General features: G+C 66.0%; 14 protein-coding genes. 6 read left to right on the top strand and 8 right to left on the bottom strand.

Going from position 1 to position 16,760, the window contains the following annotated elements; genetic code table 11:
• Positions 1-163 precede the first annotated feature (163 nt).
• Positions 164-1,015, bottom strand: a complete 852-nt coding sequence (locus KKR91_RS03540) for an AraC family transcriptional regulator (protein WP_337925349.1) — start codon at positions 1,013-1,015, stop codon at positions 164-166.
• 53 nt (positions 1,016-1,068) lie between these two features.
• On the opposite strand from KKR91_RS03540, the gene KKR91_RS03535 reads away from it, so the two are divergent.
• Entirely contained in the window at positions 1,069-1,596 is a 528-nt protein-coding gene (locus KKR91_RS03535) for a VOC family protein (protein WP_210229923.1), read from the top strand.
• Between the two features lie 43 nt (positions 1,597-1,639).
• On the opposite strand, the gene KKR91_RS03530 is transcribed toward KKR91_RS03535, so the two are convergent.
• A complete protein-coding gene (locus KKR91_RS03530; RefSeq protein WP_210229921.1) occupies positions 1,640-2,032 on the bottom strand; it encodes a hypothetical protein in 393 nt (130 codons plus the stop codon).
• A 277-nt stretch (positions 2,033-2,309) separates the two neighbouring features.
• Between KKR91_RS03530 and KKR91_RS03525 the strand changes: the two genes are divergently transcribed.
• Positions 2,310-3,047, top strand: a complete 738-nt coding sequence (locus KKR91_RS03525) for an SDR family oxidoreductase (RefSeq protein ID WP_210229919.1) — start codon at positions 2,310-2,312, stop codon at positions 3,045-3,047.
• A gap of 14 nt (positions 3,048-3,061) precedes the next feature.
• On the opposite strand, the gene KKR91_RS03520 is transcribed toward KKR91_RS03525, so the two are convergent.
• The 3 genes from KKR91_RS03520 to KKR91_RS03510 form a co-directional block, all read right to left on the bottom strand.
• Positions 3,062-4,234: an ROK family transcriptional regulator gene (locus tag KKR91_RS03520; RefSeq protein WP_210229918.1), complete on the bottom strand. Its 1,173-nt coding sequence runs from the start codon at positions 4,232-4,234 to the stop codon at positions 3,062-3,064.
• A 76-nt stretch (positions 4,235-4,310) separates the two neighbouring features.
• Entirely contained in the window at positions 4,311-5,372 is a 1,062-nt protein-coding gene (locus tag KKR91_RS03515; protein WP_210229916.1) for an ABC transporter permease, read from the bottom strand.
• Complete coding sequence (locus KKR91_RS03510; protein ID WP_210229914.1) at positions 5,369-6,901, bottom strand: sugar ABC transporter ATP-binding protein; 1,533 nt, start codon at positions 6,899-6,901, stop codon at positions 5,369-5,371. The genes KKR91_RS03515 and KKR91_RS03510 overlap by 4 nt, the downstream gene beginning before the upstream one ends.
• 161 nt (positions 6,902-7,062) lie before the next feature.
• Between KKR91_RS03510 and KKR91_RS03505 the strand changes: the two genes are divergently transcribed.
• From KKR91_RS03505 to KKR91_RS03495, 3 genes are all read left to right on the top strand, one after another.
• Positions 7,063-8,109 carry a substrate-binding domain-containing protein gene (locus tag KKR91_RS03505; RefSeq protein WP_210229912.1) on the top strand — a complete coding sequence of 349 codons (1,047 nt, stop codon included), beginning with the start codon at positions 7,063-7,065 and terminating at the stop codon, positions 8,107-8,109.
• 54 nt (positions 8,110-8,163) lie between these two features.
• Positions 8,164-9,363, top strand: a complete 1,200-nt coding sequence (locus tag KKR91_RS03500; RefSeq protein ID WP_237687473.1) for a Gfo/Idh/MocA family protein — start codon at positions 8,164-8,166, stop codon at positions 9,361-9,363.
• Between the two features lie 64 nt (positions 9,364-9,427).
• Complete coding sequence (locus tag KKR91_RS03495; protein WP_210229910.1) at positions 9,428-10,429, top strand: sugar phosphate isomerase/epimerase family protein; 1,002 nt, start codon at positions 9,428-9,430, stop codon at positions 10,427-10,429.
• 180 nt (positions 10,430-10,609) lie between these two features.
• Here the strand turns inward: KKR91_RS03495 and KKR91_RS03490 are convergent, their stop codons facing one another.
• Positions 10,610-13,549: a beta-glucosidase gene (locus KKR91_RS03490; protein WP_210229908.1), complete on the bottom strand. Its 2,940-nt coding sequence runs from the start codon at positions 13,547-13,549 to the stop codon at positions 10,610-10,612.
• Positions 13,550-14,030: 481 nt separating this feature from the next.
• On the opposite strand from KKR91_RS03490, the gene KKR91_RS03485 reads away from it, so the two are divergent.
• Entirely contained in the window at positions 14,031-14,468 is a 438-nt protein-coding gene (locus KKR91_RS03485) for a nitroreductase family deazaflavin-dependent oxidoreductase (RefSeq protein WP_210229906.1), read from the top strand.
• Between the two features lie 161 nt (positions 14,469-14,629).
• Here the strand turns inward: KKR91_RS03485 and KKR91_RS17085 are convergent, their stop codons facing one another.
• The gene (locus KKR91_RS17085) at positions 14,630-15,283 is read right to left on the bottom strand and encodes an HNH endonuclease (protein WP_210229904.1); all 654 of its coding nucleotides are present in this window, start codon (positions 15,281-15,283) and stop codon (positions 14,630-14,632) included.
• Positions 15,283-16,605, bottom strand: coding sequence for an AAA family ATPase (locus KKR91_RS03475; protein WP_210229902.1), 1,323 nt, complete (start codon positions 16,603-16,605; stop codon positions 15,283-15,285). Before KKR91_RS03475 ends, KKR91_RS17085 begins: the two co-directional genes overlap by 1 nt.
• Between the last annotated feature and the right edge of the window lie 155 nt (positions 16,606-16,760).

The raw sequence follows: 16,760 nt of genomic DNA, 5'->3' as shown, positions 1-16,760 counted from the left end.
GCCCCGATGACGGAGCGACCGTCACTAATTTGCAGGCGAAGACAACATATCCATCCGCGGCGGGCCGCGACAAGAGTGCTGGACATAGTTATGCAATCGCAATGCTGCCGCTGTGGGCTGATTCCGCCGGGTTTTTGGCGCTATTCGCCGGCGTGTGTCTGGGCTAATCGGGTTGTGAGGACCGGCGGTAGCCGCTGGGGGTGAAGCCCAGGACGTCGCGGAAGGCGGCGGTCAGGTGGGCGTGGTCGGCGTAGCCCAGCTCCGCGGCAATATCGGCGATGGCCAGTCCAGGCTCGGTCCGCAGCCGCTCGGCCGCCTCCTGCAGCCGGTAGCGGCGGATCATCGCCAGCGGCGGCAGCCCCACATAGCGCCGGGCCAGGCGCTGCAGGGTGCGGACCGAGACGCCCAGCTGCCCGGCGGCCTGATCCACGCGGGTCAGCGCAGTGTCGGCCTGGATCAGTTCCTCGAGCCGGTTGGCCAGTGCCGCTTCGGGCGCGGGCGGCGGGAGGTGGTCACGAAACCAGCGCACGACGGCGGCTGCCGCCTGGGCGCGATGGCGGCCGCCGTCGTCCTTTGCGTTGGGTTCCGCGGACATCGCAGCAATGACCGCTGCGTGCAGGTCCGGAGCCGGGAACGGGATCTCGGTGTCGAGCAGGGCCCCGGGATTGGCGGTGAAGGCGGGCACGGCGGCCGGGCGCAGCAGCGCACCCACGGCCCAGCCGCTCCCCCGCAGGTCCCGGTGGGCGCGGCGGGTCGCCGGGCCGGACAGAGTGACGCCGTCGGGCTGGACCACGAAGTTCAGCGCCGGAAACGGCAGGAGCTCCTGGCGCGAGACCCGGCCCGGGGCGAGGTTCCATTCCGGAATCCAGACCCAGCGGATCCGGTCCGCCAGCTCCGGCAGTGCAGGCAGCCGGTGGAAGGTGGGCAGCCGGGCGGGATAGAGGGTGCCGCGCCACTGCTCGTCCATGCCGGCCTCCCCTTCGCCCCGGAAAATCCCTGCTGCGTTGTCGTGCATGAATTGTCGTGAATCTTCAAGCCCGCCGTGCAGCGGCTGCCTAGCGTGGAGTCATGACTACTTCACAGAACACTTCCCCGGAAAACCAGACCACCACCGGCGTCACCGGCACCTACACCACCAACGGCGTGCCGCACGGTTCCACCAGTGTCACACCGTTTTTGGCCGTGCCGGGAGCCCGCGAGGCGATCGGCTTCTACCGGGACATTTTCGGCGCCCGGGTGGTCGATGTGACCGAGATGGGCGGCGTCGTGGCGCATGCCGAACTGGATTTCGGCAACGGCCGGCTCCAACTGGGCGAGCCCTCCCCCGACTACGGACTGATTCCGGCACCGGAGGGCGATGCTGACTGCTATTCGCTCGGCCTGTACTGCTCCAACGTCGACGACGTGGTGGCCCGGGCCGAGGCGGCCGGCGCCGTGATCCGGGAACCGGTGACCACGTTCGCCAGCGGGGACCGGTACGCCAGCATCCGCGATCCGTTCGGCGTCCGCTGGTCGGTGCTCACCCGGGTCGAGGACCTGTCCGAGGAGGAAAGCGCCCGCCGGGTTGCCGAGTGGGCGGCGCAGCAGCAGGGCTGATTTCCGCGGCGGCACCCGGTCCCCCGGGGCCGCCGCGAACCTGCTATTTCCCGGTCGGCTGGCCGCGCACGGCCGACCACTTTTCGCCCAAAGTAACGTCCGCCAGCGGCTCCCAGTCGTTGGCTGCCAGCAGCGAGGCCACGGTGTCGCGGTTCAGGTCGCGGTCCTCACCCTCGACAGTTGCGGAGGGATAGCAGACCCACAGCACGCCGCCGGCTTCCACCGCAGCGGCGGCACCGGACAGATCGTGCGCCAGATCCGCTGCCGAGCCCACAACCAGCAGGACGACGTCGGCTGGCACGTTGGCGCCCGGCTCCGCCAGGAATGCGTGCGCGGGCAGGAACGCGGCGATCTCCGGGCGGCCCTGGGCGCCGTAGACCGTGACGCGCTGTTCCGCCGAAATGCCGAACGGGTTGGCGGGTGAATCAGAAGACATAAGGTGGAGCTCCGTTTCGGTGCGTGAGACTGTGTGGCAGACCGGGGCCGCTCGGCACGGCGGCCGACCGGGGGTTCCATTCTTTCAGGTTCCCGGCCCCGTCCGAATCGCAGCGATTCCAGCGGCCACCGCAACCAGGGCAGGGGCCACGAGGGCCTGCGACCCTGTCAGCCTGTGCACTTCTGAGGAGCACGCTACCGGGCCTGTGCTGCGGTGGGCAGAATGGGCCCACCGGGAACATCACTGCCGGTTCGCCAGCCACACCCAGGAGGCTCCCATGACCGCATCGTCCCAGCGCTCGGCCATCATCACCGGTGGTTCCGGAGGCATCGGCCGGGCCGCTGCCCTGCGGCTGGCCGACGACGGTGTCCGCGTCCTCATCCACTACAGCGGCAATGCACAGGCCGCGCAGGAAACGGCCGACGCCGTCGTCGTCGCGGGTGGAACAGCGGTGGTTTTCGGCGGGGATGTCGCCGACGAGGATCAGATGCAGGAGATGTTTGCCGCGGCCATCGAGGCATTCGGCGGGATCGACGTGGTGGTCAACACCGCCGGCATCATGCCGCTGGCCCCGATTGCGGCAATGGACCTGGAGATTTTTGACCGGATCCAGCGGACCAATGTCCGCGGCACCTTTGTGGTCAACCAGCTTGCGGCCCGCCAGTTGCGCGCGGGCGGGGCGATCATCAACTTCTCAACCTCGATGACCCGGCTGCAGATGCCCGGCTACGGCGCCTATGCCGCGTCGAAGGGAGCAGTGGAGGCCATGACCCTCATCCTGGCCCGCGAGCTGCGCGGCCGGGACATCACCGTCAATGCCATCGCGCCGGGCCCCACCGCCACCCCGCTGTTCTTCACCGGCAAAACGCAGGAACAGATCGACGCGATCGCGAAGCTCAACCCGATGGAGCGGCTCGGCACTCCGGAGGACATTGCCGAGGCCGTTGCTTTCCTGGCCGGACCCGGCCGCTGGATCAACGGCCAGGTCCTCTTCGCCAATGGCGGTGCCGCGTAATTGGCATGTAGTGGCTAAGGCGAAACCCCGGCCAGCATCCCGTCGATACTCTCCGGCGACAGCGCGTGCTGGATGGCCAGCATGCTCGCCCCGACCACGCCGGCGTCGAGCCCCGACGCCGACTGCACAATCTGCAGGTGCTGCGTAGCCAGCGGCATGGTCCGCGAATAGATCACCTCGCGCACCCCGGCAATAAAGTGTTCCCCGGTCAGCGCCATCGCACCGCCGATCACGATCACCGCCGGATTCATCATGCTCAGGCAGGCGGACAGGACTTCACCCACATCCCGTCCGGCCTGCCGCACCAGTTGGAGCGCCTCGTGGTCGCCCTGGTTCACCAGCGCCACCACGCCCAGGCTGTCCTCGGCGGCATGCCCGGAGGCCTGCAGCTTCCGGGCCACCGCAGGCCCGGCAGCGACCGCCTCGAGGCACCCGTAGTTCCCGCACCGGCACAGCATGTCCGCGCCGCGCGGCACCCGGATGTGCCCGATATCCCCGGCCACGCCATCGGCCCCGCGCAGCAGTGCTCCGTTGCAGATGATTCCGGCGCCGATGCCGGTGGCCACCTTCACGAAGATCAGGTCCTCGACGTCGGGCCAGGCCGCCTCGCGCTCCCCCACCGACATCACGTTCACGTCGTTGTCCACCAGGACCGGCACCCCGAACCGTGCGTGCAGGTACCCGGGCACATCGAACCCGTGCCAGCCCGGCATGATCGGCGGATTGATCGGCCGGCCGGTGCTGTGCTCCACCGGTCCGGGAACGCCGATCCCGATTGCCAGCAGGTCATCGGCGGACCGGCCGGCCCGCTGCAGCAGTTCAGCGCCCAGTTCCGCGACCGTGTCCAGCACCGCCTCCGGGCCCTCGCTCACCAGCAGGTCGCGGGACGCGTCGACCAGGCGGGCGCCGGAGAGGTCGGTCAGGCCCACGCGCAGGTGCGAGGCGCCGATGTCCACGCCGAGCACCGCCTTGGTTTCGGTCCGCAGCGCAAACCGTGACGACGGCCGCCCGCCGGTGGACACGGCGTCGTCCACCGGCGCCACCAGCCCCAGCTCCATCAGCGCCTCCACGCGCAGGGCCACCGTGGAGCGGGCGACGCCGAACAGGTCGGCGAGTTCGGTGCGGGTGCGGGGCTGCCCGTCGCGCAGCAGCTGGAACAGGTCACTGGCTCCCGAGACTGCGGGCATGGTCTTCCTTACATCGATCACCGGGCAATTCAAGCACAGCGGTCGGCGTTAGGGCGCCGACCGGAGGGATCCGCACTCAGGTCGAGGCCTTGCGTGTGCCGGGCACGGCGAACCGCTGCTGCAGCAGCACGGCCACCACAATGATCGCGCCCCGCGCCACGGCCTGCACCGAGGTGTCCAGGTTGTTCTGGGTGAAGACGTTGATGAGCGTGCTGAACAGCAGCACGCCCAGGACGGTACCCACGATGGTGCCGCGCCCGCCGATCAGCAGCGTTCCGCCGACGACGACGGCAGCAATCACTTCCAGCTCATACAGCAGACCGTGCGTGGAGGTCCCCGCGGTGGTCCGGCCCATCATCATGATCCCGGCGATGCCGGCGGTCAGGCCGGAGAGCACGTACAGCCAGACAATGTGCCGCTTCACCTTGATCCCCGCCAGCCGGGCGGCCTCCCGGTTCCCGCCGATCGCCACCGTCCGCCGCCCGAAGGTGGTGCGGTTGAGCAGGAACCAGCCCGCGGCAGCCACCAGCAGGAAGATCCAGATCAGCAGCGGCACGCCCAGGACGTTCGAGCGCATCACGGAGAGGAAATCCCGGTTGGTAACAATCTGCGTGCTGCGTCCCGAGATCAGTTCGGCCAGGCCGCGGGCTCCCACCAGCATCGCGAGCGTGGCGATGAACGCCACCACGTTTCCGTAGGCAATGATCACCCCGTTGACCAGCCCGGCGGCAACGCCGACCCCCAGTGCCACGGCCACCATCAGCAGCCAGCTGCTGTTCGTGGCGGCCAGCTGCACTGAGGTGAGGGTGGCCATGACCGTGGTCAGGCCCATCACCGAACCCACCGAGAGGTCGATGCCGCCGGCGGTAATCACGAAGGTTGCTCCGATCGCGATCACCCCGAAAATCGAGGCGTACCGCAGGATGGTGAGCATATTGTCCAGGTTCAGGAACCGCTCCCCACTGGTCACCGCCCCGACAATAAACAGCACCGCCAGGGCGATGATCAGACCGATATTGCGCCCTGCCGATCCGCTCAGGAACTGCCGCAGCGGATTGCCGCGGGACCGGCCGGCGCCGTCGTCGGCCGCACCGCTGCCGGGAGGCTGCTCCAGGGCCGTGGTCTTCTGGTCGCTCACTGCGCACTTCCTTTCAACACAAGATCAAGCACGGCGTGCTCGTCGATGTCTTCGGCGTTGCGGATGGCCAGGACCTGGCCGGCGTCGAGCACCAGGACCCGGTCCGCCAGACCGATGACCTCCTCGATTTCGCTGGAGACCACGACGACGGCGACGCCGTTGGCGGCCAGCGCGCGGATCAGGGCGTAGATCTCGGTCTTGGCCCCCACATCCACGCCGCGGGTGGGTTCATCCAGCAGCAGCACCCGGGTGCCGTGGATGAGCCAGCGGCCCAGCAGCACCTTCTGCTGGTTGCCGCCGGAGAGCGTGCGGGCCGGCCGGTCCGGATCCTGCGGATCCACCTGCAGCGCGGTGAGCTGTTCCCGGGCGGCAGCCTTTTCCCGCCGCTCGTTCAACAGCCCGCGCCGGGCGAACCGGGCAAAGGTGGAGAGCGTGGCGTTCACGAAGATGGGCTCCTCCAGCAGCAGTCCCTGGCTCTTGCGCTCCTCCGGCGACAGGCCGATGCCGGCCGAGATGGAGGCCGGAACCGAGCCGGGGCGCAGCTCCTTGCCCGTGACCGTGACCGTTCCCGCCGTCGCCTTCCGGGCGCCGAACACGGTTTCCAGGATCTCCGAGCGGCCCGAGCCCACCAGCCCGGCCAGGCCGAAGACCTCGCCGGCGCGGACGCTGAAACTTACGTCCCGGAAGGACCCGGCCAGGCCCAGCCCCTGCACCTGAAGCACCACCGGCGCTTCGGCCGGCACCGGAGCCCGGGCCGGAAACACATTGGCGACGTCCCGTCCGGTCATCAGCCGGACCAGTTCCTCGCGGGTGGTCGCCGCCACCGGCAGCGACGAGGCGGTGCTGTACCCGTCCTTGATCACGGAGATGCTGCTGCCGATCTGCCGGATCTCCTCGAGCCGGTGCGAGATATAGACCACCGCAATGTCCTGGGCCGTGAGTTCCCGGATGACCCGGAACAGGTTGGCCACCTCACCGGAGTCCAGGATGGCGCTGGGCTCGTCCATGATGATCAGCCGCGCGTTGCGGGACAGCGCCCGGGCCAGGCTGACAATTTGTTTGTTGGCGGCGGACAGCGATCCCACCTCCGCCGTCGGCGAGAGATCCGCGTGCCCGAGCCGGGTCAGCAGTTCGCGGGCACGGCGCCGCGCATCCTTGACCCGCAGAACACCGGCGCGGGCATCCTCATGTCCCAGGAAAATGTTCTCCGCGACGTTGAGCCCGTCCACCACGTCCAGTTCCTGGTACATCGTGGCGATGCCCAGGTCCAGCGCGGCCATGGGCCCGGACAGTTCAACGGGCTCGCCGTTCCACAGGATCTCGCCGCCGTCGGGGCGGTGGACCCCGGAGAGGGCCTTGATCAGGGTGGATTTTCCGGCACCGTTCTGGCCCAGCACGCAGTGCACCTCGCCCGGCAGCACGGCCAGGTTCACGTCTTTCAGGGCCCGCACACCGGCGAAGCTTTTGCTCAGGTGGCGTACTTCAAGCAGGGGTGCCGCAGGTCCGGATCCGGCTGGGGATGCTTCCATGCGACGGAGCTTACACACTTACGTCGATCATCAGTAGTATGTTGGCGATTTTTCGCCGGACTTCTGTTACTGTGACGCGTGTCACGAAGAGGTGCGGGGTGCGGAGGGGTTCCCGGCTGCTTCTTTTGGCAGCGCAGTTACCACCTACGGAGGAGAAAACCATGCAGACAGCACGCGCATCCGCCCGGAAGCGGCTTCTGACCACCGCGGCGTTCATAGCCGCTGGCGGACTCGTCCTCACCGCCTGTTCCAGCGGCGAGGATTCCAGCAGTGAACCGACCAACAACTCGGTGGAGGGCAACCAGTCCGAGGGAGACACCGTCGTCATCGGCTTCTCCGGCCCCGCCGCAGACCACGGCTGGCTGGGTGCGATCAACTCCGCCGCCTTGGCCGAGGCGGAGAAATATCCGGACATCGACCTGCGGGTGGCCGAGGGCACCAATGACGCCAACCTGCAGATCAGCCAGGTGGAACAGTTCATTAATGACCGCGTGGACGCGATCGTGCTGCTGCCCACCGACGGCGCGGCGCTCACCGACGTCGCCACCCGCGCCATGGAGGCCGGCATCCCGGTGGTCAATGTGGACCGGGAATTTTCCAGCCCGTTTGCCGCCCGGACCACCGTGCTCGGCGACAACTACGGCATGGGCGTCAGTGCCGGAACCTATGTCTGCGAGCAGGTCGGCGACCAGCCCGACGCCGTGGTGGCCGAGGTCGCCGGCATCGACTCGCTGCCGCTGACCCAGGACCGCAGCCAGGGATTCAAGGACGCCCTGGAATCCTGTGGGCTGGACGTCACCAACCGGGTTGCCGCCGACTTCACCGTCCAGGGCGGAGAAGCCGCCGCCTCCCAGCTGCTCTCCGCAGCGCCGGAAATCGACGCGCTGTGGAACCACGACGACGACCAGGGCATCGGCGTGCTCGCGGCCATCGATGCGGCCGGCCGCGACGAGTTCATCATGGTCGGCGGCGCCGGATCGGCCAACGCCATGCGCGAGATCCAGTCCGGCGAAGGGGTCCTCCAGGCAACAATCATTTATCCGCACACCCAGGCGGCCGACGGGATCCGGTTGGCCCGCCTGCTCGTCCAGGACAAGGCGATGAGCGACCTGGTGGAGATTGAAGTGCCCAACCGGGTGGTGCTGAATGCCCCCGTGGTCACCAGCGAGAACGTGGAGCAGTTCCTGCCCACCGCGTTCGAGTCCTAGGTTCCTGTCCAACGCCGTCGAGCCCTTCAGCTCCGTCCCCAAAAGGAGAACAACATGAACGCGGACAAGCCGCTCAGGGTGGCCATGGTGGGCCACGGCTTCATGGGTGCCGCCCATTCCCAGGCCTGGCGGGTGGCCCCGCGGTTCTTCGATCTGCCGCTCCGGCCGGAGCTGGCGCTGCTCGCCGGCCGCGACCGGGGCCGCACCGAAGACGCGGCCCGGCAGTGGGGCTGGGCTGAAACGGTCACGGACTGGCGGGAAGCGGTGGCCCGGGACGATATCGACCTCGTCGACATTGTCACCCCGGGCAACTCCCACGCCGAGATCGCCATCGCCGCTCTGGAAGCCGGCAAGCATGTGCTCTGCGAGAAGCCGCTGGCAAACACGGTGGAGGAGGCGCGGGCCATGGCCGACGCCGCCGGCCGGGCGGCTGCCCGCGGCGCCAAGGCGATGGTGGGCTTCACCTACCGCCGGCTGCCGGCCACCAGCCATGCCCGGAACCTGGTGGCCTCCGGCGCGATCGGTACCGTGCGCCAGGTCCGCGCCCGGTACCTGCAGGACTGGCTGGTGGACGCCGATGCCCCGCTGACCTGGCGGCTGCAGCAGGAGCACGCGGGGTCCGGTGCGCTCGGCGACCTGGCGGCCCATGCCATTGATCTGGCGCAGTTCATCACCGGCCAGGACCTGACGGAAGTCAGCGGCACCCTGGACACCCTGGTGCCGAACCGCCCGCTTCCGGCGGAAGCAACGGACGGCGCGGGCGGCGGCGCCGGGCTGGGCGCGGCCGGCGGCGGCAGCGAGGTCCTGGCTCCGGTGACGGTGGACGACGTCGCCCTGTTCACCGGGCGGTTCGCGGACGGGGTGTTGGGCTCGTTCGAGGCCAGCCGGATGGCCACCGGGCGCAAAAACGCCCTGCAGTTGGAGGTGTCCGGCAGCCTGGGGGCGGTCCGCTTTGATCTGGAGGACCTGAACTTTTTGGAGTACTACGACGCAGCCGCCCTCCCGGACCGGCAGGGCTTTACCCGGATCATGGTGACCGAACCGGAGCATCCCTATCTGTCGGCCTGGTGGCCCGCGGGCCACTCGCTGGGCTACGAGCATGGATTCGTCCACCAGATGAAGGACCTGGTGGACGCGATCGCCGCCGGAACCCAGCCCACGCCGTCGTTCGCTGACGGTCTCCAGGTCCAGGAAGTCCTCGGCGCGGTCGCCCGCAGCGCCGGCAAGGCGAGCATCTGGACCCCCGTGCACTGACCTCTTAACAGCGTGAGAACAAACCCGCGAGAACCTTGATCCGCGAGATCTGAAGGAGCATGCCATGTCCCGACCTGTCACTCTGTTCACCGGCCAGTGGGCCGACCTGCCGCTGGAGGAAGTGGCGCGGCTTGCCTCCGAATGGGGGTACGACGGACTGGAACTCGCCTGCTGGGGCGACCACCTGGATCCCTGGCGGTGGGACGACGCCGACTACATCCAGGGCCGCAAGGACATCCTGGAAAAGTACAACCTCAGCGTGTACGCGATCTCCAACCATCTGAAGGGGCAGGCGGTGTGCGATGACCCGATCGACCAGCGGCACCGCGACATCCTCCCGGACCAGGTCTGGGGCGACGGCGACCCCGAGGGGGTCCGGCAGCGCGCCGCCGAGGAAATGAAACACACCGCCCGGCTGGCCGCCGCGCTGGGCGTGAAGACGGTCATCGGGTTCACCGGGTCCTCGATCTGGAAATACGTGGCCATGTTCCCGCCGGTCTCAGCCGCCGCCGTCGACGCCGGCTACCAGGACTTCGCGGACCGCTGGAACCCGATCCTGGATGTCTTCGACGAGGTGGGGGTGCGCTTTGCCCACGAGGTCCATCCCAGCGAAATCGCCTACGACTACTGGACCACGGTGCGGACGCTGGAAGCGATCGGACACCGGCCGGCCTTCGGCCTGAACTGGGACCCCAGCCACTTCGTCTGGCAGGACCTGGACCCGGTGGCCTTCCTCTGGGACTTCCGGGACCGGATCTACCACGTGGACTGCAAGGACACGAAGAAGCGGATGACCAACGGCCGCAACGGCCGGATCAGTTCCCACCTGCCGTGGGCCGATCCGCGGCGCGGCTGGGATTTTGTGTCCACCGGACACGGCGACGTGCCGTGGGAGGACGCGTTCCGGATGCTCAACAGCATCGGCTATCAGGGGCCCATATCGGTGGAATGGGAAGACGCCGGGATGGACCGGCTGGTCGGCGCACCCGAGGCCCTGGCGTTTGTGCGGTCACTGGCTATGGATCCGCCGTCGGCCGCGTTCGACGCCGCGTTCTCCTCCCGCTAAACGCGTAGCCTGGCCGGCTCGGGCGGCGGGCATAACTCCGTTGCATGGCTGAAGCCCGGGACCGCTGTGGTCCCGGGCTTCAGTCGGTGCGAGTGCAGGGAGAACGCTATTGCCCCGGCCCGAAAGTGTCAACCAAGGTCCCACAACCAAAGCGGATTCGGGTCCTGCGCTCGGCGGTGCTCAGCGCCGGTGACCGCCGTTCCAGCCACCGTGACCGCCGTGCCAGCCGCCGCCGCGGTTCCAGCCGACACCCTCGCCGCTGTTGCCGCCGCCGTCGTGCTTGCCGCCGTGGCCGTGACCGCCGCCGTGCTTGCCGCCGCCGTGGCCGTGGCCGTCGTATTCCTCGCCGCCGAGGCTGAGGCTGCCTTCGAGCCGCAGATCCTCCACCGAGCTGCCCACGTAAATGGGAACTTCGCCGGTGGGCGTGACCCAGTATCCGGTGGCCTCGTCCCAGTACTGCAGCGAGCGCGCATCCAGCTCAATCTCGACGGTGCCCGACTCCCCCGGCTCCAGCGTGATGCCGCCGTAGCCGGCGAGTGCCAGGTCCGGCGTCGGCACATCCGTGGGCAGGTTCCCCACGTACACCTGCACCGTTTCCTGGCCCGCCGTGTCGCCGGTGTTCCGCACCCGCACCGTGACTGTCGGCGCTTCATCCCCCATGTGCCCGCCGCCGGACTTTTCGGAGTGCTTCTCGTGCCAGGACTTCCCCTTGTCGCCGATCCGCAGCTTCTCGTAGTCGAACTCGGTGTAGGACAGGCCATGGCCAAACGGGAACAGCGGCGTCAGCCCCTGCTCCAGGTAGCCGCGGTAGCCAACGAACACGCCCTCGGTGTACGGCACCACCGGGTCCACCACTTCAATCAGGCTGAAGGGACTCGGCGACGCCACCTGCACCGCCTGGGCATCGCTGACCGGGAACGTGACCGGCAGCTTGCCGGACGGGTTGATGTCCCCGTACAGCAGGCCCGCCACGGCAAGCCCCTGCGCCTGTCCCGGATACCAGACCTCCATCACCGACGGCACGTCATCGATCCAGGGCATGGTGACCGGGCCGCTGGTGGCCAGGACGACGACGGTGTTCGGGTTGACCGCCGCCACCTCCTGGATCAGCCGGTCCTGATCCTGCGGGAGCGTGAGCGTCCCGCGGTCCGCTGCCTCACCGGTGTAGTCGCGGACGACGACGACGGCGACGGCCGCGTCAGCGGCCGCCTCCACCGCTGCCTGCATCTTGGGCGGCAGGACATCCGCCGGCGGTGTCCAGCCAAAGCGCATCATGGCGCCCGGCTGGTCGTTCAGGCCGCCGTTGAACTGGTTCGGCGCATCGGTGGTGTATTCAATCCGGACCGCCACGTTCTGGCCGGCGGTCAGGTTCACCACCGCCTCCTGGGTGCCGAACGGGGCCGTCGGCCCGGTGATGACCTCGGCGTCGTTCAGGAACAGCCGCGCCGTGCCCAGGTGGGTCAGCGACAGCGTGTACGCACCGGTGGACGGCGGCACCAGGGTGCCGGTCCAGCGCGCGGAGATCGGCTGGGCCGCCAGCTGGGCACCGATGCCGGGAACCTGCGAGGTGTTGATGGTGTCCGCGGAAATACCGGTGCGCAGATTGACCTGCAGCTCGGTCCGGGCCAGCTCCGGCTCTCCCGCGAAGTTGTTGATGCCGAGCCGGTATTCCGCGTTGACGTTGGTCAGCACGCCACTGGGAACCGGGAACGGGCCGGGCAGGGTGTCGCCCAGGCCCACCGGATCGGTCCCCGGCGAGTAGGCCACGGTGGCCCCCTCCGCCCGGGCGGTGATCCCGTCCAGAATGGTGGTCAGCCGGGCCGGATTGGGAATGGCCCCGCTGCCGCCGCCGTCGATGTACCAGTCGGCGTCGGAGCCAATCACTGCCACGGAATCGGTATCAGCGGCCAGCGGCAGCGCCGACTCCTCGTTCTTCAGCAGCACCGCGGCTTCGCCGGCAACCTGGGCTGCCACCTCGGCGTGCTCATCGAGCATGGCCGCCGGAATCGGCGGTTCCGCGGGCTGCGGGTTCACGAACGAGCCCACCGGCGGGTTGTCCACAATCCCGTACTTGAACATGGTCAGCGCCAGCCGGCGGGCGGCGTCGGTAATGCGCTCCTCGGAGACGGTGCCGGCCTGGACCGCAGCAAGCAGGGCGGGTCCGGCAAACTCCAGGCCGGGACCGGCAATGTCCAGGCCCGCCTCATAGTCAGCGAAGCTGTGTGCCGCGTTGAAGTCCGAGGAGACGAACCCTTCCAACCCGAGCTGGCCCTTGAGGATCTGGTTCAGCAGGGTGTCGTTGCCGCAGGCGAACTCCCCGTTGACCTTGTTAAAGGAGCACATCACGGACCCGGGGTCGGCCTCGCTGATCAGCTTCTCCCAGGGTCGGGTGTAGGTCTCCTGCAGGGTCCGCTCATCGACCTGGACGTCCACGTGCCCGCGCCGGGTCTCGAAGTTGTTCAGGTTGTAGTGCTTGACCAGGGCCGACACCTCGGCACTCTGTTCGCCCTCGACCTGGTTGGCTGAGGTGGCACCGGAGAGCAGGGGATCCTCGCCGAGGTCCTCCCACATGCGGCCGTTGAAGGGTGTGCGGACCAGGTCCATGGTGGGCCCGGCAATGGTGTTGTAGCCGGCGGCCCTGGCTTCCTCGCCGGCCACGGCGCCATACGCCTGCGCCAGTTCGTCATCGTAGGTGGAGGCCAGGCCGACGCCCACGGGCAGCGCCGTCGTCGGCGTGCTTTCCAGCGCCAGCCCGCAGCAGCCGTCCTTGCTGCGCAGCGGCGGCAGCCCCAGCTCGGGTACGCCGGTGCCGCCGCTCTGGACCAGGTAATTCACCTTCTGTTCCAAGGTCATGGCGGCGACCACCAGGTCCGCGCGTTCCTCGGGAGGAAGCGTGGGGTCCATCCAGGGCATGCCCGGCGGAACCTGCTGCGCCGGAAGGGTGACCCGGGCCGCGGGGTCTACGGCCGCTGCGGCGCCGGCCGGAAACAGGCCGGCCGCGGCCAGCAGTGCCGGAAGGATCAGGATTCCGAGGCGCCGGGTTCTGCCCAGCGGAGCTCTGCTGGGGGTGCTGCGGTGGGTGGGGCCGGAACGATTTCGGCCGCGTTGGGATAGGGACATGACGCTCCTCATTAGGGGGTGATGAGAGTGCTGGGTGTGCGGCACCGGAGCCGATGCCGGGAATGTGACTGCTGCCGAAGCGGACTCGCTTCTGCTCGTTAGGGTCCTCGTGCCATGGGTGGTTCCCTCATACGGGCCGCGTTCACCCCCTGGGCGCGGCGGCTACCGCTGGATGTGCCGCATCGCCAGTGCATGCGGCCGGTGGTTCCGTCTCGGTGCTGCCGTTAGCTGCAAATGTGTCGGTGGTACTGAACCGTGCACGACGGCGGCGCGAGTGTAGGAGGGACGGTATGGGCGCGCTCCGGGAGCGTCAACCGAAGCAGGGCATGTTCGGTTCGGCGCGGTCCGATTCCTTGTGGCCGATGCGCATCAGGCGAACGGCGGCCCGCCGCGGGGCAGGGTGTTTGCCTGAAGAAAGGCGTGGTGCCCAGGATTTCTGTGGCTCTGGACCCCGGCGCGGGCAGGGGGTTGACTGGTCCGCATGCCCCTTACCGGTGAATATGCCCCCAGTACCAGCAAGCGCTCCCGCGACCAGGCCGAGCTCATCGAAAGCTCCGGCGGCACGGAGGGCACCACCCTCGGCGGGCGCCCGGTCATCCTGCTGACCACCGTCGGAGCGAAGTCGGGCAAGCTGCGCAAGACGCCGCTGATGCGGGTGGAGCACGACGGCGACTACGCCGTCATTGCCTCCATGGGCGGTGCGGCCAGGAACCCGGTCTGGTATTACAACGTGCGGGCCAATCCGCATGTGGAACTGCAGGACGGGCCGCAGAAATGGGACATGCGGGCCCGCGAGGTCACCGGCGAGGAAAAGGCGCTCTGGTGGGACCGCGCGGTGCAGGCCTATCCGCCCTATGCGACGTATCAGAAACGGACCAAGCGGGACATCCCGGTGTTCGTCCTGGAACGGATGGACTGAGTTCCACCGTAGGCTGCCAACTCAAACTCTACCGAGACTAGCCCAGAATGCCACGATTGTTCATCGATGCGGCTGCGTCATAGTCAATCGACGATGCGTTGGTGACCTCCGACCCGTTATTCAGGCTGAAACGGAATTTGAGTAGCATGTCAATAGATTAGTCACTTCGACTGAGATTGCTTTTTATTCGGCAGCGGAACACCAAAGGCCTGAAGCATTGTCCGTACCGAGGCTTCATATTCACCTGATTCAAACTGAACATGGATCTCAGAAAGAATACCATTACGTAGAACAGGTGGCGCTTTACGCCAGGAAGCCACCAATCGCTCCATGTTGAGCATTCTCTGCTTCCTCATCGAGACAATATCTTCCCTATTCAGGCCCAGAATCTGAATTGTGTATTCACCCCGTAGACTCTCTGGAGCAAAGACCATGTCACCGTAAAATATAAAGTGATCCATTGGGTCATCAATAAATGGGTTAACCAAGGGCAGCTTTTCACTAAAATTGTCTAATTTAAGAGCATTGCATCGAGGGCATGCAACGGTCAAGTTGTCCCATGCCACAACTAGTTCGGGATAAGATTTTCGTGGCCGATAATGCTCGATGTGAGGCTGGGCGACATGGATGACGTGACTGTCACAATAGGCACAGCGTCTATCCGTTTCCGCCAGAAGGACCTCAGGAATGGGGCGCCTTCGCCAGTATGCAATTGGAGTGCGCTTTGATCTAGCGGCTTCCACATAGCTTTCGGTCCAAGAAGTTCTATTCCTCGCCAAGACCTCAGGTTCTTGAGACTTCTGAAGCGATCTCATTACAAATGTTCATCCTGGCTGTTGACCACTGCCTCAACAGCCAATGGCATCTCAGAAGACAACCCTGCCGAAACCAAGGCCTCACGCAGCTCGCTAATCGTATCGGCGTCAGGGCTTGCAGAAGTGAATCGCGACAGGATGTCGTTGAAAGTTGACTCTGCCCACATCGGCAAAGTGCTGTCCAGACCCAACACATCGCGTAAAGTATCTTCGGCTGAAAGCCCCGCACCTTTCAAGTCTAGGAGTGTCGCACTTACATGATTCGATTCATCGTAGGTGAGGGCATAAATATTCGCTTCATTAGCCGACCGAACGACAAACGGACTATGCGTCGCAACGAGGAACTTAACCTTCGGAAAAGCCTTCATGAGACTTGGCATTAGGGACCGCTGAAGTGCGGGATGAAGATGGTTCTCTGGTTCATCTATGCAAACAGTAAACACTTCTAATTTCCGTGATCTAAGGAAAATCTGCCAGGCTAGTTCAAAAATTGCCCTAAGTCCGCCCGAAAGGGCGTCAATGGTAAAGTCGCCAGTTTTTGTCACAAGGATTACCTCTGGCGGAGACGCTTTGAGGCGATCAAACCCCAATTCTACTGGCAATAATCCCCGAAGTGTTTCTTGAAATCCGTTCCACACAGCGCGTGCATCGTCATCCGCCACAACGGAGGAGTTGCCCTCACTATAAACGGCAGCCGCAAGCAGCGATTCCTTCATTACGAGCATACTTGATTTCTCGGATGCCAACCCAAAGTGTCGGGATCTAATTTCACTAAGGAAATTCTCGAGCAATTCCCTTGCGGGCGAAAAGCGAGCCGGTATCCATGCAGCCTGCTGATAAGCACTTATACTTCGATGAGAACTAAGGAAAACACCTTCGACGTTCTGCTGCTGATCGTATTGCATACTGATTTGTGGACTTTGAAACTCAGGGACAAGCAGTTGCGTTACCACGCCGTTCTCATATTCCAGACTGCCAACTTTGGAAGTCGGAGGCGCAGTATACCCAGGAGGGCCAGGGAACGCGCTAGGGTCACGGCCTGCTAGCTCAATCGGAACATCTGTGCCGAGCTTGAAGGTTACATGCCCGTCCGCTCCGAGAACCGGTGTCCCAATCAGCTCCATATTCCAATTGAAGTGGACGCCCACGAGGGACAACAGCGTAGTCTTTCCTGTCCCGTTGGAACCGGTAATTATGGTCAACTGTGATCGTAGGTCAAGCTCAATAGGATTGAATTGCCGCCAGGCCTCGGTTCGCAGGAAACTAAATGATGTCGGGTCGCCTGGATGCTGTGGAAAGTAGTTTCCTGTCGCTGCTGCCATAACATGATTCTTGACGAGAAAACCTTCCGGGTCAAGCTAGCTTAAGCTTGGACTATTCATCGAGCATCGCTCAAAAATTAGAGCTTTGGTTTCAAAATATGCTGGTGGATTAGGATTCCGTATGCTCAGCGCGTGTCATCTACTCCACCAAAATC

Origin of the sequence: Arthrobacter jiangjiafuii (genome assembly GCF_018622995.1) — a bacterium.
GTDB classification, from domain to species: domain Bacteria; phylum Actinomycetota; class Actinomycetes; order Actinomycetales; family Micrococcaceae; genus Arthrobacter_B; species Arthrobacter_B jiangjiafuii.
The sequence above is the reverse complement of the archived record's forward strand: the minus strand, read 5'-3'. Positions and strand labels throughout refer to the sequence as shown.

What these genes read in the sequence shown, in the direction of transcription:
- KKR91_RS03495 (WP_210229910.1), top strand. Translation starts at nt 9,428, where the DNA reads ATGTCCCGACCTGTCACTCTGTTCACCGGCCAGTGGGCCGACCTGCCG.
- KKR91_RS03525 (WP_210229919.1), top strand. Translation starts at nt 2,310, where the DNA reads ATGACCGCATCGTCCCAGCGCTCGGCCATCATCACCGGTGGTTCCGGA.
- KKR91_RS03485 (WP_210229906.1), top strand. Translation starts at nt 14,031, where the DNA reads ATGCCCCTTACCGGTGAATATGCCCCCAGTACCAGCAAGCGCTCCCGC.
- KKR91_RS17085 (WP_210229904.1), bottom strand. Translation starts at nt 15,283, where the DNA reads ATGAGATCGCTTCAGAAGTCTCAAGAACCTGAGGTCTTGGCGAGGAAT.
- KKR91_RS03535 (WP_210229923.1), top strand. Translation starts at nt 1,069, where the DNA reads ATGACTACTTCACAGAACACTTCCCCGGAAAACCAGACCACCACCGGC.
- KKR91_RS03490 (WP_210229908.1), bottom strand. Translation starts at nt 13,549, where the DNA reads ATGTCCCTATCCCAACGCGGCCGAAATCGTTCCGGCCCCACCCACCGC.
- KKR91_RS03510 (WP_210229914.1), bottom strand. Translation starts at nt 6,901, where the DNA reads ATGGAAGCATCCCCAGCCGGATCCGGACCTGCGGCACCCCTGCTTGAA.
- KKR91_RS03540 (WP_337925349.1), bottom strand. Translation starts at nt 1,015, where the DNA reads ATGCACGACAACGCAGCAGGGATTTTCCGGGGCGAAGGGGAGGCCGGC.
- KKR91_RS03530 (WP_210229921.1), bottom strand. Translation starts at nt 2,032, where the DNA reads ATGTCTTCTGATTCACCCGCCAACCCGTTCGGCATTTCGGCGGAACAG.
- KKR91_RS03500 (WP_237687473.1), top strand. Translation starts at nt 8,164, where the DNA reads ATGAACGCGGACAAGCCGCTCAGGGTGGCCATGGTGGGCCACGGCTTC.
- KKR91_RS03505 (WP_210229912.1), top strand. Translation starts at nt 7,063, where the DNA reads ATGCAGACAGCACGCGCATCCGCCCGGAAGCGGCTTCTGACCACCGCG.
- KKR91_RS03475 (WP_210229902.1), bottom strand. Translation starts at nt 16,605, where the DNA reads ATGGCAGCAGCGACAGGAAACTACTTTCCACAGCATCCAGGCGACCCG.
- KKR91_RS03520 (WP_210229918.1), bottom strand. Translation starts at nt 4,234, where the DNA reads ATGCCCGCAGTCTCGGGAGCCAGTGACCTGTTCCAGCTGCTGCGCGAC.